Annotated in this window: 9 protein-coding genes and 10 pseudogenes; 7 read left to right on the forward strand and 12 right to left on the reverse strand. The window is 60.0% G+C overall.

The features are described 5' to 3' along the window. Window positions 1-480: 480 nt before the first annotated feature. Entirely contained in the window at window positions 481-765 is a 285-nt protein-coding gene (locus DC522_RS34325; protein ID WP_133239325.1) for a hypothetical protein, read from the forward strand. Window positions 766-838: 73 nt separating this feature from the next. After that, window positions 839-1,072: pseudogene (nodD3, locus tag DC522_RS20600) on the forward strand (transcriptional regulator NodD3); the annotation flags it as partial. A 380-nt stretch (window positions 1,073-1,452) separates the two neighbouring features. On the opposite strand, the pseudogene DC522_RS20605 reads toward nodD3, so the two are convergent. The 7 genes and pseudogenes from DC522_RS20605 to DC522_RS20635 form a co-directional block, all read right to left on the reverse strand. Beyond that, window positions 1,453-1,899 (reverse strand): annotated as a pseudogene (locus DC522_RS20605) (IS6 family transposase); the annotation flags it as partial. A 13-nt stretch (window positions 1,900-1,912) separates the two neighbouring features. Continuing rightward, window positions 1,913-2,914, reverse strand: a complete 1,002-nt coding sequence (locus tag DC522_RS20610) for a transposase (protein ID WP_133239326.1) — start codon at window positions 2,912-2,914, stop codon at window positions 1,913-1,915. Between the two features lie 201 nt (window positions 2,915-3,115). Then, window positions 3,116-3,343 (reverse strand): annotated as a pseudogene (locus tag DC522_RS20615) (IS6 family transposase); the annotation flags it as partial. Between the two features lie 44 nt (window positions 3,344-3,387). Continuing rightward, window positions 3,388-3,534, reverse strand: a pseudogene (locus DC522_RS20620) (IS6 family transposase); the annotation flags it as partial. A 144-nt stretch (window positions 3,535-3,678) separates the two neighbouring features. After that, complete coding sequence (locus DC522_RS20625) at window positions 3,679-5,514, reverse strand: NEL-type E3 ubiquitin ligase domain-containing protein (RefSeq protein WP_116530522.1); 1,836 nt, start codon at window positions 5,512-5,514, stop codon at window positions 3,679-3,681. A gap of 189 nt (window positions 5,515-5,703) precedes the next feature. Then, window positions 5,704-6,087: pseudogene (locus DC522_RS20630) on the reverse strand (transposase); the annotation flags it as partial. A 283-nt stretch (window positions 6,088-6,370) separates the two neighbouring features. Next, a complete protein-coding gene (locus DC522_RS20635; RefSeq protein ID WP_116530551.1) occupies window positions 6,371-7,402 on the reverse strand; it encodes an IS110 family transposase in 1,032 nt (343 codons plus the stop codon). 742 nt (window positions 7,403-8,144) lie between these two features. Between DC522_RS20635 and DC522_RS37335 the strand changes: the two genes are divergently transcribed. Beyond that, window positions 8,145-9,305, forward strand: coding sequence for a reverse transcriptase N-terminal domain-containing protein (locus DC522_RS37335; RefSeq protein WP_371680104.1), 1,161 nt, complete (start codon window positions 8,145-8,147; stop codon window positions 9,303-9,305). A gap of 1,051 nt (window positions 9,306-10,356) precedes the next feature. Then, window positions 10,357-11,409 carry a hypothetical protein gene (locus tag DC522_RS20660; protein ID WP_133239328.1) on the forward strand — a complete coding sequence of 351 codons (1,053 nt, stop codon included), beginning with the start codon at window positions 10,357-10,359 and terminating at the stop codon, window positions 11,407-11,409. 143 nt (window positions 11,410-11,552) lie between these two features. Here DC522_RS20660 and DC522_RS20665 read toward each other — a convergent pair. Together DC522_RS20665 and DC522_RS20670 are read right to left on the reverse strand one after the other, a co-directional pair. Continuing rightward, window positions 11,553-11,837: pseudogene (locus tag DC522_RS20665) on the reverse strand (IS5/IS1182 family transposase); the annotation flags it as partial. A gap of 64 nt (window positions 11,838-11,901) precedes the next feature. After that, window positions 11,902-12,126, reverse strand: a pseudogene (locus DC522_RS20670) (DDE-type integrase/transposase/recombinase); the annotation flags it as partial. A gap of 233 nt (window positions 12,127-12,359) precedes the next feature. On the opposite strand from DC522_RS20670, the pseudogene DC522_RS36120 reads away from it, so the two are divergent. Continuing rightward, a pseudogene (locus tag DC522_RS36120) lies at window positions 12,360-12,542 on the forward strand (IS110 family transposase); the annotation flags it as partial. Between the two features lie 55 nt (window positions 12,543-12,597). Here the strand turns inward: DC522_RS36120 and DC522_RS20680 are convergent. Next, window positions 12,598-13,296 (reverse strand): IS6 family transposase, encoded by a 699-nt coding sequence (locus DC522_RS20680; protein WP_116530527.1) that lies wholly within the window; start codon window positions 13,294-13,296, stop codon window positions 12,598-12,600. Window positions 13,297-13,687: 391 nt separating this feature from the next. Further along, window positions 13,688-14,742 (reverse strand): annotated as a pseudogene (locus tag DC522_RS20685) (IS110 family transposase). Window positions 14,743-14,816: 74 nt separating this feature from the next. On the opposite strand from DC522_RS20685, the pseudogene DC522_RS20690 reads away from it, so the two are divergent. Next, window positions 14,817-15,428 (forward strand): annotated as a pseudogene (locus tag DC522_RS20690) (IS630 family transposase); the annotation flags it as partial. Window positions 15,429-15,519: 91 nt separating this feature from the next. Here the strand turns inward: DC522_RS20690 and DC522_RS20695 are convergent. Then, window positions 15,520-18,888 carry a PAS domain S-box protein gene (locus tag DC522_RS20695; RefSeq protein WP_165820233.1) on the reverse strand — a complete coding sequence of 1,123 codons (3,369 nt, stop codon included), beginning with the start codon at window positions 18,886-18,888 and terminating at the stop codon, window positions 15,520-15,522. A gap of 871 nt (window positions 18,889-19,759) precedes the next feature. Here DC522_RS20695 and DC522_RS20705 point away from each other — a divergent pair. Beyond that, on the forward strand, window positions 19,760-20,131 hold the full coding sequence (locus DC522_RS20705) for a response regulator transcription factor (protein WP_245444370.1): 372 nt from the start codon (window positions 19,760-19,762) through the stop codon (window positions 20,129-20,131). The last annotated feature ends 266 nt before the right edge of the window (window positions 20,132-20,397 follow it).

Genomic DNA, 20,397 nt, shown 5'->3' on the forward strand with positions numbered 1-20,397 from the left:
ATGATCAACGAGCAGTGTTCGCATGTCATCTCCTATCATGGCACGCCCAGACCATTGGGCACATCACTGCCAACTATGAGGCCCGAGCGAGATGAGCGAGTGCGCCTGCGTCGGAAGGATGATCATCCCGTACCCACAGTCGCGCAGCTCGTCGCGTCCTTACAACTCCTCTTCGCTTAGGGTCACGCCAGCCACTCAAACGCAGCAAGTTCAGTCAGGAGGCGAAGTGCCGCCGTCCGTCCCTCTCCGGAGCATTTGAAGCGAGAACCTTGTCCGGGACGACGAGAGGTTCGACTTCCGGTGCACCATCTTCCACTGGCACCCGCTGGAGCCCGAGACAGCTGGATATAGCGACGGTGGCGGCAAGGAACGCGAGGTCCCACTGCGGTGAGCACCATCAAGCAGTTTCCGGTGACGCGCCGGATCCAGTTTTCCACTTGCAACAGCGGGGAGGCATAGGACCATGTCACAAGCAGCAACATGCAAGAAGGAATCGCCCTGCTGATGGAGCCGAATATCGGCGGTCGGCCAACCAAAAGTGCCACGAACAACTCCGACCTCAATTCGCATCGGTCCCCCAACACTCAGTTACGGTGCATCCAAAGTTTGTTTGGAAGTATTGCCGGCACCCGGCTGGGCTTGTCCTGTGTTCACGAATGTATTCTCTCGGGTATCCGGATCAAAGGAGCGCCCCATCCTGGTGTCGCGCCGTTCGAAAATGTTGCCGCCGATATACTTGATTTCAGTCAGATCACATTGTCCTAATGCATCGTTCCCTTAGCTTGGTAAAATTGATTGTTTGGATGACGTCCATTTACCCTATGGATACAATGAAGACGTGCGTTTCAAGGGCCTTGATCTCAATCTCCTCGTCGCGCTCGATGCTCTGATGACCGAGCGGAACCTCACGGCGGCGGCACGCAGCATCAACCTGAGCCAGCCGGCCATGAGCGCGGCCGTCGGCCGGTTACGCGCCTATTTCCGCGATGAGCTATTCACGATGAGGGGCCGTGAACTTGTCATAACACCGCGTGCGGCAGGACTCGCCCCCGCAGTCCGCGAGGCTCTGCTGGTACTGTCATTTTGATGTCGGGATGACCAGGCTTCCGCAAGGAAGCATCCATGTCAGTCCAAATCGGCTCACCAAGGCAGCACCGGTCCCATCACGCCAAGTGGTGAATGCGCGGTTGCGGGCAGTTCGATACGCATTGGTGGAGAGGCGGTGACGCCCCAGTTCGACGTGGTTGTGGATCGGCGTGGGGCAGGAAAAAAGCTGTAGGGCATGGCGCTGATTTGAAACGCTTCGTGTGGCGCTCCTGAGGTAGGGCCGTTTGATGTGAGACCTCGCAGCGGTTGTCAAGATTCCGACTCTGTCTATGTTCGACACCCGAGTAGATCTCGCGTTTGGCCGCCCAGGGTTTATGTAGCGAGCAGGAGGAATTGCTCCTCGGGTTAGGACTGCGGATTGCGGGCGTAGTTTGCCTGCTGTTTCCGCATCATGTGCACCATTTCAATCCCGCCCAGGATGGCGCGAGCGCATCTGATGGACCTGATGCCGAGCATCGGCCGGATCCGCCGCTTGATCACCCGATGATCCTGCTCGATGCGATTGTTCAGATAAGCACTTTGCCGGATGCGAATGGGTTTCAAGTCACGCTGCGAACTGTTCTCGAGCCTGTCCGCGGTATCACAGGACAGGATCGCCTCGCGGTTCGTCCGGCTGCCATCAATGACGATCCTCTCAGGTCTGCCATGCCGCTTCAGCGCTCGCGTCAGAAAGCGCTTAGCAGCAGTGAGGTTTCTTCGCTCGCTAAACCAGAACTCGACGGTGTCGCCGTTACTGTCAATGGCACGGTACAAATACATCCACCGCCCACGCATCTTGATATAGATACCGTCTGATCGGCCAACTCTATTGGGCAACTGGTAAGCGATAGCTGTCTCGGCTTTTGAGCGCACCGGAGCAAATGTGAACCAGCTTGCGCATGGCAGCCCCTAAGCTCGACATCGTGGCCTTCCCTCGCCCAAGCAGCCGCTGCTGCTGGGCTTTGATGTCCGGGTTCAGCTTTGTCGCAACGATAGCTGCCGTATAGAGCGCGGCGCGCAGCCGGGAGTTGCCGGCTTTCGACAGCCGCGGTCTCCCTCGAACGCTCCGCCTGGACTGTCGTTCAATTGGTACCAGACCCAGGAAGGCGGCAGCTTGACGAGCTGTCTCGAATGGATGGCTACGCAGCAGCGCGAGCATTTGCATCGCTGTCTTCGGACCCACTGCCGGGATCGTGCGCAGTCTCTTCAGATCGGCTTGCAGATCCTCGTGAGCGGCAAAGTGTTCGGTAATTGCCTCCTGCAGCAGTTTACACTGAGCTTTGAGCGCCCTGATGCTCGAGACAAAGGAACGCTTGATGGCACTGGAGCAGCCACGAACACACGCCTGCTCATATCGGTTCTGCTCCCGGCGCAGATCGCCCTCCAGATCATCCAGCCGTGCGAGAAGAGCTTGGAGTTCGACCAGGGGCTCGGCGGGAGGGGTCCACGCTTTCGGCCGGGTCAGGCAGCCGTAGCGCGCCAGAAGCACTGCGTCGATCCGATCGGTCTTGCTGAGAACAGCCATATCTCTACCAAAACTGCGGATTTGGGCAGGGTTGACGAGGGAAACTGTCATACCTTTAGCAGCAAGGAGGCGAGCAGCGAGCTCGTGATAGGCCGCTGTCGGCTCGAGAACCGCATGAACCTCTACGAGCTCAGTCTTAGAAGTTTTTGCCACCCAAGCGACCGCTCTCTCGATTCCGTCCAGGGTATTAGGAAAAGCCTTCTGGCCGATGGGACGCTCGCGGCCTTGAACGACCACCGCGCAATTCAGTCTCTCCTTTGCGACATCAATGCCGTAGAACACCGTCATAGAGCTCGCTCTCACTGAGAATGCCCCTTGCGCTGATCAACCTTGTGAATGCAGGCTTACCCATCTTCGGGATGACCTTTGATACCGTCCAATCTCAGCTGGGGCGCGTGGTGAGGCCGGGTGCCCCATCTATATCGCAGATTTCTGTCTTACGTCTCATTCGGGCTATCCCGGCCTCATGCTGTGGGAATAACCCGCAACGCCCATCAAATACAAGGTCTCATCCACATGCCATTTCCGGCTGACGGGTCGCTTGCATCGATTGAACCGCTCGAGAAGCTCGGGTGAGTAACGGACCACCCAGCGACCCACCGTGGCGTGATCAACAGAGATGCCGCGCTCGGCCATCATCTCTTCGAGATCCCGCAGGCTCAGGCTGTCAGCGAGATACCACCGCACGCCAAGCAGGATTACCGGCCGATCGAATTGCCAGCCCTTGAACATCCCGCGTCACTCTCTCTCTCGCCTGCGCAGACCATAGCCCCGCGATAGGAAAGAAAGAGTTGCGACAGAACCAGCATCTCCTCGACCATCCGAAGGCTGAGCGGAAACCGGAAGTACAACCAGACGGCATGGCTGATCACTTCAGCCGGAAAACGGTGGCGGGAGTAACGAGGGGCGTGGGTCGGTTCCATCCCTCACGGATAGCTCACCCCGGGTCACTCTTTGGTTAAGTTGACGGTGCCGAAATTGGATGCCCTTTCAAAAAGACCACAATCAAAGTGTTGCTTTGCACGAGTATCACCAGATTGACAGCCTCTTGCAATTGAAGGCTCGCTTCACGGCTCAAGTCCGCGCTCTCCGAGCACCTTGTGCATGAGCGCGCCTTTGATCTCGCGGGCGATTTCGTTGAGGATCTGGGCTCCGACTACCCGCTGGGCATCGACGTCGTCTGTCAGGCCGTCCCTCGCGAGGCGCTCGTTCAGGCGAGTTGGAAACTGCTCTTCCATCGCATCGGCGAGCCGCTCCTGCATCACTGCATGATCTTCGGGGGCGATCCGCCCCACCACCGTCTCCCAAGGTTGCCAGCGCGTTGCCAGATAGTCCGCGAAGCCCGTCGCCTCCTGCTCCCGCACCGACGCCGCGGCCCTGGCAACGTCGTCCTCGGTGACGTGAGAGACATTCAAGAAGCGCATGCCCGGGGCGATGTGCTGCAGCTCCAGCGGCTCGCGCAACTGGTTTTGGTAGGCAAGATAGACCTCGATCTCGTCGACGTTGGCGTCCGGATCGGCACGGCGGAGCGAGCTGACCGTCTCGCGCGCGATCCCCTCCAGCGCGTCCAAGCGGAACATGACACGGCCCTGCTGGAGCAGTTCGTCGAGCCGCCCGTCATAGGTCCCGGCCTCGACATCAGCGTTCACGCGTGCGGTCTGCATGCCGTTCCAGGTCAAAGTGATGCGATCCTCGCAGCTCTCGCTCGCTCCGGCAGCCTGTTGGAAATACTGCTCGCGCAATCGCGGCCTGACCGCTGCCTCCCGCAGATCCTCGGCCACCGCCTGCCGGAACGCATCACTGCCAGAATTCACAGTGCCACGGAGCCGGTCGAGGAAGCGTGCGTAGTCCTGGGCACCAGGCTCCTCGGCAAAGCCCTGCCAGGCGGCCACGGTCGCCGGGTCGCCCTCGAGCCAGTCCGCGACAAACTCGTGCAAGGGCCGTGGCTGAACTTCCACCGCTACCGGGTCCATAAGCAAGAAGATCTGCGGACCGGCATAGTCACCGGCATGCATGGCTGTCGCCACGTTGGTCAGCAACCACTCGGGCAGCGGGTTGTTCTCCAGATCAACGGAGGAGTTACGGCCTAGCTGCGTCAGCAGGGTCTCGGGTACTCTGGTCAGCTGGTTGTTGCTGGCGCCGAGCCATAGGAGCTCCGCCGGGATCGTCTCGGGCAGGCTGGTCAGCTGGTTATTGCTGGCGCTGAGCCACTCGAGCCCGGCCGGGAGCGGGTCGGGCAGATTGGTCAGCTGATTGTAGTCGAGGTTCAGGCGCTCGAGCCCAGCTGGAAGATCGGGCAGGCTGGTCAGCCGGTTGCCGCTGGCGTCCAGCTCCTGAAGCGTTGCCGGAAGGGTGTCGGGCAGACTGGTCAGTTGGTTATTGTTGACATTCAGGCGCCGAAGCCCCGGCGGCAGGTCTGCTGGCAGGCTCGTCAGCCTGTTGCTGTTCACGTAGAGCCGCTGGAGTCCGGCTGGAAGATCGGGCAAGCTGGTCAGTCGATTGTCGCTGGCGTAGAGCCGCTGAAGATCGGCTGGAAGGTTAGGTAGGCCGCTGAGTTGATTGCTATTGACATTCAGGCGCCGGAGCTCGGGTGGGAGGGCGGCGGACAAGACGGTCAGGGACCGGGACGAGAGATCGAGCGGCTCATCGAGATCGGCCGCCTGTCGCCAAGCGCTCGTTCGAAGTACCGCCTCTTGCCGGTTCTCGTCTTCGCCCTGCGCCTCTTCCGCAGCCCAGCCCGCCAGGACGTGGTCCTGCGACGAGGTGGGGTCGGCGGCGGACGCCCCCGCCTCGGTCAAGGCTGCGGCCCACTGCGCCGCGGCGGGAGACCCTGGTTCGGAGCTTTCGAATTCGGAAGTTGCGGAAGGAGTGCCAGCGCCAAGCTGGGCCCGTTCTGGATTCATCGATGCCTCCTCTTCAGTAGCCAAATGCAGGAAATTCCCATCTACGAGGCTCAGCTGTCGCCAAGCTGACAAGCCGCATTATTTCTTGAAAAACGACCGGGTCCTTACAGGGGAGCGCGCAAGGTTTGTGCAATAAGGTATCGTCAACTTAACAAGTTGAGTTAGGTCTGCCCGTCCCGGATCGTCAGATCAGATGCCGGCAGCGACACCAGTCACCTCCGCCCAAGTCATAAATGCCTGTGCTCGGGATTTGCGATGATCGGCGGCATGGATATTGGCGGGACGACGGAAGAGGTTTGCAACCTGACCGTGAGCGGAGAGGAAGCGCTGGGCCTGACCGGCTGACTTGAAGCGCTTCATGATCCGCTCCCGTCGTCGCGTCGGCTGATGACTGTTCTCTGCGCGGTTGTTCAAGCCTTTGTGCTGTCGGTGCTCAACGCTTGGCATCACAACTCTCTTTGCGGCGGCGTAGCTGGCCAGCTTGTCTGTGATCATCACCCGCGGCGCGATGCCCTGCTTCTTGAGTAGCTTGCGCAGCAGGCGCTCGGCTGCCCTCGCATCGCGCCGGCTCTTCTCTATTCGGCCGCCTTCAGTCAAGCGCTTTTGGACTCCTCGACCTCATAGCTATAGCTGTCCCGCGGGTTCTCGCTTCTCTCCGGAATCGGCCTAACGGCCCTTCCACTATGGGATCAGAAGAATGAAGTGGAACAATCTGGATCGCGTCCTTCCGATCTTCGATCGGAGGAACATCCGATTGTGCGGACTCACCTCATTCATCGTCCCGCGAGGGACAGGCATCCGCCTGAGGGCGGAAGCTTGGGCTTCGGCCTGAAGGTCCTTGCTCAGTCAGACCTGGTCAGGCTGCCTGAACCTCTCTGGTCCAGCGGAACTCGGTTCCATCCAACCAGATGCGGTGCAGAATGGTCGCCAATCGGCGGGCGAGTGCGACAACCGCTTTTCGTCCGCCACGCCGCTGGGCCACCTTCATGGTCCAGGCTTTCAGCCAGGACCAGCGGGTGATCCGGGTGAGCATGGCTTGGGCCGCCTCGAACAACAGGGTTCGCATCATGCCGTCGCCACACAAAGAGATCCTGCCGACCCGGTTGCTTTCTCCCGATTGATGCAAGACTGGCGTCAGACCCAAGGCAGCTCCCACTGCCTTGGAGGTTCGGAAGCGGGCTGGTGTGTCGATCGTCGCTACAAAAGCCAGAGACACCACGGGTCCGACGCCCGGAACCGTCATCAGGCGCCGGCACACCTCATCATTCCGGACCAAAGCCAATAGTTTGCGGTGGAGAACGGCAAAGTGCTCGCGCAGTTCGCGACGGGCCTCAAGGAGCGGCTCAATGATGTCGATCAGATCGGGCATGCTCTCAACGAGCTCGCGGATGCGCGCCTCGAACCGAGTTGCTCCCACGACGCCAACCTTGAGCCCGAAGTTGCGCAACAGACCACGGACGTCGTTCTCGATGGCGATCGCCTTCTCCTGCAGCAGCTTGCGCGCCGTCAGCAGTGCCCGCCGTTTCTGGCTGGAGAGGGTCTTCACATGCACCGGCCGGAACAGGTTGACCCGCATCATCTGGGCGATGCCACGGGCATCATTGCGATCAGTTTTGTTCACTTGAGCTTTGAGAAAGGCCCTGGTGTGGCGCGCCTCAATGCACACCACAGGCAGCCCTACGGTGGAGAGCCCTTCAAAGAGCCATTGTGAGAGCGGCCCTGCCTCGAGTCCGATCCGCCCAAAGTCCCAAGCAGGATTTTGCAGGATCTGGAGAAGGTCGTCGGGATGGCTGACAATCTTGATCTCGCGGCAGATTTTCCCCATCTCATCAACGATACACACCGCCGTCTCTTTGACTGAGACATCCAGACCCGCATAGTGCTTCATGCTCCGCTCCTCCCACTGAGGCCACTCCCTATCAGCCTCGATGCCGCTCAGCCTGAAGCGCAACTTTGCCGGTGGAATGGCAGGTTCCGCCGCCAGGCCGAATACACCATCTGGACCTCCCAAAGAACGTTTTCGTGCGACCTGCAAGTCGCGTGAGTTTCTGTTTCACAGGAGGGATATAGCCTGCAGAAACCGGCTGTTCCATCAGCCGTTCTCTACCCGGACATGCGGAGCCGGTAACAGCTCGGTATGAAGCTCTGGGGACAAAGTAGCCGCCGGATATCCGGTACGCCGAGCCGCGAGGCGAGGCGGAATCTGCCAGCACGAAGGCGGAGAGGCGCAAGGGATGAGCGGATACGACCAACGCATGTGAACTTCCGATAAACGTTGTGATCTTTGACAAGCCAAACGTGCTGACAGGCTTGAACCAAACGGTACGCGATGAGGTGTGGTCTTTGAATACTGGGCCGCCATGGACGATCAGCCGCCGGCGAAGAGGAAGGGTCCGCCCCGCTCGGAGATTCATGCGGAACAGGGTAAGCCCATAGTGCTGCCGGTAACGGCAGGCCAACCGCAAGGAAGGCTGTTGGCGCTGTGGGTCAAGGAGTGCGGAAGAAGCGAACGCCCGGCTGTAATGGACGGGATACGGGCTGAAACATCGCCTGACGCGAAAGCGGGCAGACTTCCGCGCGGTCATTCCTGGCGAGAGAACTTTGACCAATCGTGATACGAGGGAAGGCAGATGATGGCGATCGGCGCGAAGGCGAGCGAGGCTGGGGCGTCCTCGCGCACTGCTCAGATGTGGGATCAGGCGAACTGGGCGCACATTGAGGCAGAGGTGAAACGACTTCAGGTGCGTATCGCCAAGGCAACTCAGGAAGGCCGATGGAGCAAGGTGCAAGCCTTGCAACGTCTGCTGACCCGCTCGCATAGCGGCAAGATGTTGGCCGTGAAACGGGTGACGGAGAATCGCGGTAAGAGAACGCCGGGAGTGGACGGTAAGATCTGGTCGTCCCCGGCAGCCAGATGGAACGGGATGAGGTCACTTCGCCATCGCGGCTATCGTGCGAGGCCGCTGCGACGTGTTTACATCCCCAAGAGTAACGGCAAGAAACGTCCGCTGGGAATTCCCTGTATGCGGTGCCGGGCGATGCAGGCGTTATGGAAGCTCGCTCTGGACCCGGTGGCAGAGACACTGGCAGACCCGAATTCCTCTGGATTCTGGCTCGAACGCTCGACAGCCGACGCCATCGAGCAGTGCTTCATCACGCGGGCCAAACGAGCTTCGCCAGCGTGGATTCTGGAAGGTGACATCAGAGGCTGCTTTGATAGCTTCAGCCACCCCTGGCTTCTGGAGCACGTCACGATGGACAAGGCGGTGGACCGCGAGGCCAAACGCTTTTTTCAATTGTGTTCAGACTATCGACGCGGAGAAGCTCCGGCCTTTCCATCCGCGCCCATTGGGCGTCGAGAACGGCCTGCACTGGGTGCTCGACGTGCAGTTCCGCGACGACTGCCGCATCCGCAGAAAAATCGCCCCGCCAACTTCTCCGCCGTCAAGCGCGCCGCCCTCGACGCGCTGCGCACGGCGTCCGGCAAGCACAGCCTCAAAGCCAAGCGCCTTCATCAGCAGCTGGGACGAGGACTACCTCGCCGCCCTATGACCTCAACTCATTTGTTTTCCCCTGAGAGTGGTGGTAATGTTCGTTGCATGCGGGCCGGATCTCAATTATATATTTCATTTCCGGATCCAGTCATTTGGCGCGCCTCTTGCTCCGGCCCCTGGGTAAATTTAAACGATAATATCAGAGGGATTTCTCATGAATCTCAGAACCGTGCTCATGCTCGCATGCGCCGCAGTCGTCGGCATATCGCTCTTCGACTCGCAGGACGTGCGGGCTGACGAGATTGAGGGCTATTGTTATCATTTTTGCTCCCAGGGGCAGGATGACGAGTGGTGTATATTTTGCTCCTCATCTGCCTCCCCTTCGCTTCCAACGAACCCTCATGGTAAATGCGGAAGCGAGGTCGAGGGGCAAAGTCCGACTCGGGCCACAACGCTGCGAGCGGAATGTCTAGAGCATCGGCTGTTCAGACGAATCCATAGCCTGCGGCAGTGAAGTAGTTGCTGCATACCTCGGGCTCGAGCAGGTGGCGCCGAGGGCGCGCCAGAGCGCGTCAAAGGTTCGAGCTTCCGCTTTGCGCAAGTGCGCTTGGATCTGGAAAAGGCCTGCTCGATCGTTTTGTCATGATGCCTCTCAATGGTTGCTTCCTGTTGAAGTTCAGTCTGATGGCTTGATGCGACCTACGGGGCTATCCGCGAGTTTCACCAGCCAAATGCGTTGTGTCCCCACCTGAGCCAGCCGGCCCTTGAGGGTGCCCCGCCGCAGCCAGCCATAGACCTTCTGGCATGCGCCCCGAGCTGCTCGGCCACTTCCTGCAAGGTCATTTCCTCGTCATCCGCACGCGGCACTTTCCCGGACCAGATCGGCCGCGTCGTGCCATGTCTGTGCCGCTGCAGCAGGCGCCGGATCATCGGAGCGTTGAAGGCTCTCCGCTTGGCAGGCCGAAAGCCCTCCGCGTTCAGGCGGGCTGCGATTAGCTCTGCCGTCTCGCCGGCCGTCCGCAACTCCACCGCCCGCGCTAGCTGTCCGGATGTGCGACCTCCTTGGCGTGAGCGACGACTTGAAGGGCATCCGGCAAAGCGTGTGGATCGGGCGGCCTGGAGCTTGGGATCCTCTCTGGCCAACTGGCTGCTTTAGACGCGCCAAAGACGCGGAATTACCTAGTGTATGCAGGGTCGCGGGGCGTTCTCCTCCCCAGCGATCGCAGCCGGGCGGGGCTGCGTCCGAAAGGTTTTAGGCGTCGGTAGCATTCCTTTCCTGGCTCGTCAGTTTCTCGAAAGCTACCCCTACGAAGATAAAGCCTGAAAAACCTATACTCGAGGGAACAGAATGAATATTGATCCACGGAACACCGCAGGAGCTTCCATTGAAGCTTACGATCTCCTGCAACAACATCAACGGGCGCAGCAACAGCCTGGCAGCCTGAGCGCACAAACCAGCTCACCAGCACACCCGTCCACGGATCAACTGATCTTTAATCTACAGCTAAGTGAGTTGCGGCCAATCCACCAAACATCAGCCGCCGCCTTGACAGATTCCGGAATTGGATCACCCTCGACTATGACGAAGGGCAATCAGAGAGCACGCGCTATCCAGAAAAACGAACGGTGCCCGGCCCCATCCTTCATTCGAGGTCGCGCCGAACTTGCCGCATCGCTGGCCGGAGCGAACATTGAGGCGCTGAAGAAGGAGATCAGGCTGGCTGAGCAGCGGTCAGCACAGTGGCCAAGAACGAGCGGATCTTCCGCCGGAAGTGTCGATAGCCGCAGCGTTCTGAACGACGTGATGGCATCGTCGTATCTAAGACTGCATCGTTTTCAGAACGAGGCCATCGATTGCGAGCCGCGCCTAGATGAGGATGTGAGTGCCATCGCGCATGTGCGTTCGTTAGCGGACTTACGTTGTCACGCTAGCCCGAATGTTTCTAAAGCTGCTATCTGCTCGGACAACGAAAGGGAGGATGAAATTGATATGGCGCGCCTCGCTGCATGGCACACGCAAGGCCTTACAGATAGTGCTTTTGTGTCATTGTCCCAGGACCCCTCACGACTGCTCCTTTCAAAGGACGACAGTGAGCATGGCGCGAAGGCAATAGCAGAGAATGCTAAGGCGCTGCACATCTACACGGTACCGAGTGTTACCGCTTGGCCGACCGGAAAAATCAAAGACATTTTGGAGCGCGGGCGTGCTCCCGGAGATAAGGAGTTGCTAGATTGGGTGAGGGAAATACCCACCGAGGAGACCGAGGTCTTGTTTCTGGGCGGCAATTTGGATGACTATCGGACGGCGGTCATCGACCCGAACCCGTACAGGGCTGACGCACCGGAAAATGCTCGGTCCATCAAGAAAGCAAGGGTCAGCTCCGATGCGACGCCGAGATGATCGCGGACTGGCCCCTCTGAGGAAGCGAGCTCGCATTCGATTGTCTCAACGGGCGCCTGATCGGCCGGCTCATGGCAGGAGCTTCCCGCGACGGCGGTTAATTTAATAGGCCTTCAATTATTAGGTCTTCAAGAAGTCGTCCGTTAGGAAGCCAATCTGATTGCCGGTTGGACGATGAGTAGGCGCCAGAGGGCGATCGGGATTAGGCGCAACAGCATCCTCAACCAGGCGAGGGCGAGGCGGAGGTTGTGGCCGACGGCGGAGAGGACGATGTTGCCAGCATCCCCATCGCGGCCTTTGAGCTGACAGCGGCCGAGATGGCCGTCGGTCTTCATGTGACCGATCACGGCTTCGATGGCGGATTGGCGGCGGAGCTCGCGTTTGATCACCCCGAGGACCCCGCGCTTCTGGCCGGAGATGAAGATGCGTCATGGGTGGTTCTGTTGCAAATCCGGATCAGAGACGAGAAAGGATCAGGTGCTTGTGGAGAGCTCATGCGGCGAGCAGATCGAGTTGCTCCGCGAGTGACGGCTGCAGATTATGGGCAGACTTCGCCTGTTCTTTCCGCATCATGTGCTCCATTTCAATCCCGCCCAGGATGGCGCGAGCGCTGCTCAGAGACTTGAAGCCGAGCATCGGCCGGATCCGCTGCTTGATCGCCCGATAATCCTACTCGATGCGATTATTATCGGGCATGCTTTTCCTCGGCACCATCGGCGCGTTGGCGCAACCAACTCGGCGGCTGTATCCTGGTACGACCGGGACAGGGTGTCGGGAGCACGTGATGTGGGCAGGCCGAGCTACTTGATGAGCTGCGAGCTCGATTTGTCATCTGGCCGCCCCTGCGACCAGCCCGGTTGCGCCGTGAGCGCGGATCCGTAAGTGTCGTGTGGCCCGCAGGCTCCCTGACGTGATGCAAGCACACAGGAGGTCCCATGCGTGTGATCGGACTGGATGTGCACCGCACGTTTGCCGTTGTGGCGGTGCTGGACAACACCAAGCTCTCGCATCTCGGTCGGGTGGACCTGACCCGGGATGCCGTTCTGGCCTTTGGCCGCAAACTGCAGCCCGATGATGAGGTCGTGATCGAGGCGACCGTCAAATCCGCGATGATTGTGCGCCTTCTTCGCCCCGGCTCTGTTGCAGTAACTTTGAAAGGGCATAACGAGCCCTGCCCGGGAGCTGCGTTCAAGCGGCGAGTCCGAAGAGCTGCTTGACGAGGCGGACTTCGCCCGTCGCTCCTGGTTGTTGCAGGATGCAGTGACCTCGGCGGATCATGCGCATCACCTCGAAGCCTTTGATGGTGGCGTAGGCTGTTGTCATCCTCTGGAAGCCGCGCGTCGGTCGGATCACGCGCTTGAGCGCCCCATGGTCCGCCTCAATGATGTTGTTCAAATATTTTGATGTCCGGTGCTCCACATGAGGTGCCAGATGGCCTTCCTTCTGCAGGCGCCGGATTGCCTTGGGATACGAGGCCAGCTTGTCGGTTGTGATTGAGGAGGGCGGATGGTCGCCCGTCGTATTCAGGGTTTTGCGCAAGAAGCGATAAGCCGCTCGGGTGTTTCGGCAGTCGGACAGCATGAAGTCGATCAACTCACCGTACTTATCGACAGCCCGAAACAGGTATTTCCATTGTCCACCGACCCGCACATAGGTCTCGTCCACCCGCCACGATCCTGAGCGGGGTCCCTGGTAAGGTCGGATCCGCTTCTCGATCTCTGGCGCATAGCGTTGGACCCAACGGAAAATGGTACTTGGGTCGACCGCAACACCACGCTCGGACATCATTTCAGCCAGATCACGATAGCTGATTCCGTACTTGCAGTACCAGCGCACGCACAGCAGGATGATCTCAACTGGAAAGCGACGGCGCTTGAACAGAGACACGGGAGCAGATCCTTGATGAACCGCTCCTCGTTATACGACCGAGGTTAATGCAACAGACCCGTCGTGGTCGCTCCCGCTGCCCTCTCACGACTGCTGTGCCGGCACGGCTTCACGTATAAAATCTATGGACCGGCCGTGCGTTGCAAGAGGGCTGTTTTTGGTTGGATGAGAGTCGGTTCGCATCAATCTATCCGGCCTCGATGTGGAGCCGAAGCTCCGGGCCATCATGGGAATCCGCGCGCACCGGGCTTGCTTAAAACCAAGACCTCTGCGGGCCATTTTTATACTCAGGCTTCCAGTGCGCCGGGCAACCGTTCATCCATCCTGTTACATCCTTCTCGCGAACCACCGGGGGAACTTAGTCGTCGGAATCACAGAGATCGCAGTCCGTTCAGGCCGTGCGGGTCGCAAACTCCGCTTCATACCCGCATCTGCGGAACAGCACACTCCAGGCCATGCGAGCGAGTTTGTTGGCTAAAGCCGCCGCGAGCACATTGCGATGCAGCCGAGCGGCGGCCGTCATCACCCAACGGCCGAAGCAGTGGTTCTGCCAGCGTCCTGGATACCGCAGGAGGGCTTGGGCGCCGCTGACAAACAAGGTGCGCAAGTAGCGGTTTCCACGCTTGGAGAGACCGCCCAGGATCGTCCGATCCCCGGTCGAGATCTGCTTAGGCACCAACCCGAGCCAAGCCGCAAAGTCGCGGCCCTTAGCAAAGGCAGCTCCCGTTCCGACCGCCGCCACTATGGCGCTGGCGGTGATCACGCCAACTCCCGGGATGCCCATCAGCCGCTGGCAGCCGGCATCCTGACGAGCCAAGGCCGCAATGTCCCGCGTGATGGCGGCAATGCGCTCATCGAGTTGTCGCCAGTCTGCCGCGAGATCCTCAAGCAGGTGGATCATGCGCGGCGAGAGCACGTCCGTGCGCTGGGCGAGAAGCGACGGGAGGGCTTCCCGCAAACCAGCCGGTCCCTGGTGCACTGGAATGCCGCGCTCGAGCAGAAAGCCGCGGATCTGGTTGATGATGGCCGTGCGCTGCCCGATCCGTCGGCTTCGCACCCGGTGCAGCGCCTGCAGATCGAGCTGCTCGGCCGACTTCAGCGGTACAGGCTGCATGGTTGGACGCTGCGCGGCCTCGGCAATGGCTTCGGCATCGCGGTAGTCGTTTTTGTGTCCTTTGAGAAAGGGTTTGACGTATCGAGCTGGCAGCAGGCGAACGTCATGGCCAAGAGCGGCGAGCTGGCGCCCAACATGGTGAGCTCCGGTACAGGCCTCCAGGCCGATAAGACAGACCGGCACGTTGGCCAGACAGGACTGCAGCTGTCCACGCGCGATCTTCCGGCGCAGCACAATCTTGCCGCGCGCATCCATGCCAATGAGGTGAAGGTGTTCTTGCCCAGATCGATGCCAATGGTGGCGATGGCCTCAATCGCGGTCTGTTGTGTCATGGCATGGCTCCTTCGCTGCGGGATGATCCCGTTCTCCCATGCTCCGCCCGGGAGCACGGCCGGTCCATGCCATTAAAGCCCAGATGGCCGCGGAATGCGCATGCGCCGACGTGCGTGACGAGCGCCGGGTCTGGCCGACCCAACGTCAGCCGCGCATGCGCCAGCAGCCATGCCGGTTGGTGTTCTTGGACGAGACGTACGTCAACACCAAGATGACCCGGCTGCGTGGGCGTTCTCGCCAGGGAGAGCGGTTACGCGCCAGCACGCCCTTCGGCCACTGGAAGACCCACACCTTCCTGGCCGCGCTGCGGGGTCATGAGTTGAGCGCGCCGTGGATCATCGATGGCCCGATCACCCGCTTGGCATTTGACATCTATATCGAGACACAGCTGGCGCCCACGCTGTCGAAAGGCGATGTGGTCATTCTCGACAACCTCGCGGTCCACAAGAGTGCGAGAGCTGCGGAATGTCTGAAGCAACGAGGCGCCTGGTTCCTGTTCCTGCCGGCTCATTCGCCCGATCTCAACCCGATCGAGCAGGCCTTCGCCGAGATCAAGGCGCACCTGCGCAAGGCCGAAGCCCGCACCTTTGATGCGCTCTGGCGCGCCCTCGGCGACATCTGCAACTTGTTCGAGCCGCAGGAATGCTGGAACTTCCTCAAAGCAGCCGGATATGCGTCCGAGTAATCGTCCGATGCTCTAGTCATTGAATCATCGGGCCTGCCAAAGCAGTAGCAGTGCGAGAGGTTGCTTCCACCTGTTGGTCCGAGGGTCTTAGTCACGATGACTTATTCTGGGCGATCGGCAGGCTGAAGTGAAACACCGCGCCCCGAGGCTCCTTGGCGCTCGCCCACAAGCGTCCGCCGTGCGCCTCAATGATCAAGCGGCAGATGGCCAGGCCCATGCCCGTGCCCGTCGCCTTCGTCGTGTAAAAGGCCTCGAACATCCGTTCCGCATTCTGTGGGTCCAGCCCGACGCCGGCGTCCTGCACGGACACCAGCACTCCGGCTTCCTCGCGCCGGGACCGGATCAGCAGCTCGCGCGGCCGCTCCACCACATCCTCCATGGCCTCAATGCCGTTCAGCACCAAGTTCAGTAATACCTGCTGCAGTTGCACCTGGTCGCCCATCACGGGCGATAGGTCGGGCGCCAGCTCGGTGCGCAGCAGGATTCGGTGCTGAACCACCTCCCCATGGACGAGGACTGCTACATTCTGGATGAGATCATTCAGGTTCACCTGCTCCGCGACGGCAGCTTTCTTCCGGAGGAGCGCGCGTACCCGCCCGATTACCTCGCTGGCCCGGTGCCCGTCCCGCGCGATGCGCTCCAGTGCCTCGCGGGCCTCGCCGAGCTCGGGCGGCTCGTGGGCGAGCCAGCGCAAGGCCGCGTTGGCATTGGTGACGATAGCACCCAGCGGCTGGTTGACCTCATGTGCGATGGAAGTGGTCAGCGCGCTCATCGTCGTCACACGTGAGACATGCGCGAGTTCGGCCTCTGCCTTGTGCAGCGCCTCCTCGGCGCGCCTGCGCTCGGTCATATCCATCACGGTCCCGACGTATTCAATCACGGCTCCGGTGTCGTCGAACACCGGATGCCCGCTCACGTGGAGGTGCTTGATCGTTCCGTCGGGAAGCACAATCCCGTGCTCGACCGTATACTTTGCCTTCTCGCGGATTGCGGTCCTGACGAGTTCGAGAACTCGGTCGCGGTCGTCCGGGGGCCAAAAGCGAGCGAGCTCATTTATGTTGGGGGGGCTGCTCCGCTGCGAATCCAAGCCATAGATCCGGAACATCTCCTCGGACCAGTAAATGGCTTGCTCGGTGGCTGGGTCGTAGGCGCAACTGCCAGTATGGCTCAGCCTTTGCGCCTCGGCGAGATAATGCTCGCTGCGCCGCAGGGCGTCCTCGGCCCGCTTGTGATCTTCAATGTCGGTTAGGATACCATACCATTTGAGGATGGTGCCGTGCTCATCGCGCAGCGGCACGGCACGGTCCAGGAACCAGCGATAAGCCCCGTCCGCCGCCCGGCGATAACGCGACTCGTTCTCGTACGGCTCGCCCGCCGCCGCGCACACCCGCCATTTCTCCAAATTGCGGTCCAGATCGGCCGGATGAACCACACTTTGCCAGCCAGATCCGGCCGTGTCCTCCTGGGACAAGCCTGAGTATTCGCGCCATCCCCGACTGGCAAAGGCAGCGAAGGGCCCGAAGGGCCCCGGCAAAGCGATGTAGGCCATCGCGGGAAGGTGTTCGATTAGATCGCGCAGCTCTTGTTCGCTCCGCCGGGCTGCCTCTTCGGCGCGCTTGCGCTCGGTGATATCCTCGCACGCGACCAGGATGACCGGGCACTTTCTCAGCAGCACGGACCGAGCGGTTTCGCGCACCCAGAGCACTGTGCCATCCTTGCGCACCTTGCGGACTTCCCAGCTCATCGCCTGGTTGGGGTGAGCAAAGCAACTGGCGACGTTCCTCTGCACGACCTCCCGGTCGGGCTCGTAGAACACGTTCAGCACCGGGGTGCCGACCAGTTCATCGACCGTATAACTGAGCTGCTCGGCGCCGAAGGGGTTGACGGACAGGATGATGCCGGCCGCGTCGACCATGAAGTACATCGTCGGGTTGCTCTCAAAGACCGCCTTCCATTGTTCCTCGCTCTCCCGCAGCGCCTCTTCTGCCTGCTTGCGCTCGGTAATGTGCCGCCCGACGCCGCGGTAGCCGATGAAGCACCCTGCCTGGTCAAATACCGGCAGCCCCGAGACGGACACGTAGCGCTTGCCGCCCTCCGGCGTAGGCCGCGCGAGCTCGAAGTCGCGAAACGGCAGGTGAGCATCAAGCGTCTCCCGGTGCTTGCGCCAGGCCTCTGCATCAGGCTCCAGGTAGGGCACTTCCCAACGTGTCTTTCCGATCTCAGAGCCCGGTGCAGGCGCGTCGGCAAGGCCTTCGGCGAACTCCTGGCGGATGAAGCGATGCTGCGTGTCGGTCTCCCAGTATACATCAAAGGAGAATTGCACGAGCGTGCGAAAGCGCTCCTCGCTTTCCCGCAACGCTTCTTCCGCCCGCTTGCGCTCGGTGATGTCCATAGCCGCTCCGATGATTTCGAGCAGGTCGCCGGACTCGCTGAAAACAGGATGGCCTATTCCGTGAAGGTGCTTGATCTCGCCGTCCGGAAGGACGATCCGGAACTCTGTTTCGGAATCCCCCTTCTTACGAATTGCGGTTTCCGTGTTTGCCAGCCACTTTCCCCGATCCTCCGGATGGATGCGCTGGAGCAGCGCCTCGAAGGACGGGATACCAGCTTCCGGATCGAAGCCAAACAAATGGTAGCGTTCCTGCGACCAGTAGGTGATCACCTGCGTGGCGGGGTTCCACGCCCAGCTGCCGCTTTTGCTCAACGCCTCTGCCTCCGCCAAGTAGGCCTCGCTGCGTCGCAATTCCTCCTCCGCCCGCTTGCGCTCAGTGATGTCGTTGTTGGTCTCCAGGATCGCCACGGGACGGCCTCGTGCATCCCGTTGCATCGACCATCGACTCGTCACTACGGCTTGTGTGCCATCCTTCCTCGTGTGGACGAGCTCACCGTCCCAGCGGCCGGTGCGGAGCATCTCGGCCATGATCTCGTCGAGCGGCTTGGGGAAAATTGTCTGTATGAGTTGGTGGGAGATCTTGCCGACAGCTTCCCCTTTTTGCCACCCGTACAGCTCCTCGGCGCCGCGGTTCCAGTAGATGATGACGTCATTCATGTCGCGCACGAAGACGGTGTCGTGGGTGAGGTCGAGGAGTCCGGCCTGCTCGCGCAGCACCATTTCCCTCGATCGGTTTTGCACGGCGAGGACAGCCGTAACGCCAATCACCGCAAGGCTGAGGAGGCGGTTTGAAAGGGCAATGTCCGGCGATGCGTCATGCTGCGACAGTAAGTAGCTTAGCATCGTCAGTGCCATGCATCCCAAGGACGCGAGCACGACACCCCGCGCCTGAAGAACCTTGGCCGATAGAAGCACAACACCCACGTACAGCACGGCGATGGCGACCTCTGCGGGGGTCATCGTGTCGAGAATGAAGATCCCGATCGTGATAACAGCGCTAATAGCTGGAAGGACACGCGACGCGACGATTGGCGACGTCGCACGATCTTGTCCTTGGTTCCGCTCCATTCGAATGTTGCGCCTCGCCAGGGACATGCCGGGGATCCCAGTTCCAGAGCGACGGAGCCAAACCGCTGGCCCCTATCGCCAGTCGCTCCATTTGCAGTGTTGTTAGTTTGTCTCGATCGGCCTTGCGGGTAAAGCGGAAGCATCGAAGGCGTTGACGAAGCGTAACAACATAGCGCCGACCCAGAAGACGACCAACAGCTGACACGGCATTGCCACGTTAACGTGAGCATGAGGGAGCGCCGAGCAGATCGACTGGCAGTCCATGCCCGTCAGCTACAAACGCCACGGGTCCGGCCCTAAATCATCGCTCGCGGGGTCTCGTGGCGCCGCCAACTTGTCGGGAGAGTTGTGCTTACCCCGGGTTCAGTTCAAAATTATCGTACAAAAAGGGCTGCGCCTGGAGGAGAAATGGATCCAGTGCCGCAGCCCTAAGTTCGCTAATATGCGGGAGGGAAGTTCAAGTAGTATTCGATGTCACTCGGAGATGATCAACCTGAAAATTTGTTTCAGGTTTGAAGCTTTAAGAAATGAGATCTTTATACGGAAGTTTACCTCGGATCAGTAGCCGCGCGAGAGCGGAGAAAGCGGCAGGCGGACTATGTTCATCTCTTGATAGGTGTCGGAACTAAGGCCGGATCCGACAGTGGACCCACCTTTGGAAACCTGCCTGTGCTTCCTTTCTCGAAGGGCCTCATTCCGTGTGAACCGGAGGGCCACGCCAGAGGATAACCAAGGTCACATTTTAGGCATGATGCGCTGATGCACAGCCATACTCACGTATGATTTCCTTCTTCGTGACCGAGTCGTACTTATCTTAGCGAGGCCTATGGTCCTAGACCTCTTATTTCTCGCACGCAGGAGGACGAGCCGCGTGCAAAAGTCCCCGATTATTGCAATCATCGACGATGACGAATCCGTTCGAACCGCGATCAAGGGGCTTCTAAGGGCGATTGGATACACGGTATACACGTTTGCATCCGCCGAAGATTACCTGGGCTCGCCTCGTGTGAACGACACGTCGTGTCTTATCACGGATGTTCAGATGCCGAGCATGAACGGATTCGAGCTGCAACGCCACTTGGTAGGCAAAGGTCAGCGCACGCCCATAATTTTCATAACGGCTTTCCCCGAAGAGCCAATCCGGGCGCGTGCACTGGATATCAGAGCGATCTGCTTCCTGAGCAAACCGTTCGATCCACAAGTCTTGATCAACTGTCTTGATCGAGCGCTGAGAGAAGCCTGACAGTGCTACTGAGGGCCAGTTCCGAACATAGACTGGACAGCGATGGACAAGCTCAGCCGTACGGCGAGCCACTATCCACCCAAGGTTGATTGTTTCCTCCGCCGGAATCGCCAGCCACCCGGTTCGCTTTTGCTGAATATACAGCCGAGCTTAATTATGCCAGGGTACCACGGCCACAGGCATTTCCTTGCGTGAAATCAAGCTGTTCCGTTCTCCACTTTCACCGCTCAAGGTGCTAATTTAGTTGCGATCGTCTGGTAGTTGGA

Origin of the sequence: Microvirga sp. KLBC 81, assembly GCF_003075415.1 — a bacterium.
In the GTDB taxonomy this organism is placed as follows: domain Bacteria; phylum Pseudomonadota; class Alphaproteobacteria; order Rhizobiales; family Beijerinckiaceae; genus Microvirga.

Bases quoted from the DNA above. Each gene is read 5' to 3' on its own strand.
- DC522_RS34325 (WP_133239325.1), top strand. From the start codon at position 481: ATGCAAGAAGGAATCGCCCTGCTGATGGAGCCGAATATCGGCGGTCGG.
- DC522_RS20625 (WP_116530522.1), bottom strand. From the start codon at position 5,514: ATGAATCCAGAACGGGCCCAGCTTGGCGCTGGCACTCCTTCCGCAACT.
- DC522_RS20635 (WP_116530551.1), bottom strand. From the start codon at position 7,402: ATGAAGCACTATGCGGGTCTGGATGTCTCAGTCAAAGAGACGGCGGTG.
- DC522_RS37335 (WP_371680104.1), top strand. From the start codon at position 8,145: ATGATGGCGATCGGCGCGAAGGCGAGCGAGGCTGGGGCGTCCTCGCGC.
- DC522_RS20660 (WP_133239328.1), top strand. From the start codon at position 10,357: ATGAATATTGATCCACGGAACACCGCAGGAGCTTCCATTGAAGCTTAC.
- DC522_RS20695 (WP_165820233.1), bottom strand. From the start codon at position 18,888: ATGGAGCGGAACCAAGGACAAGATCGTGCGACGTCGCCAATCGTCGCG.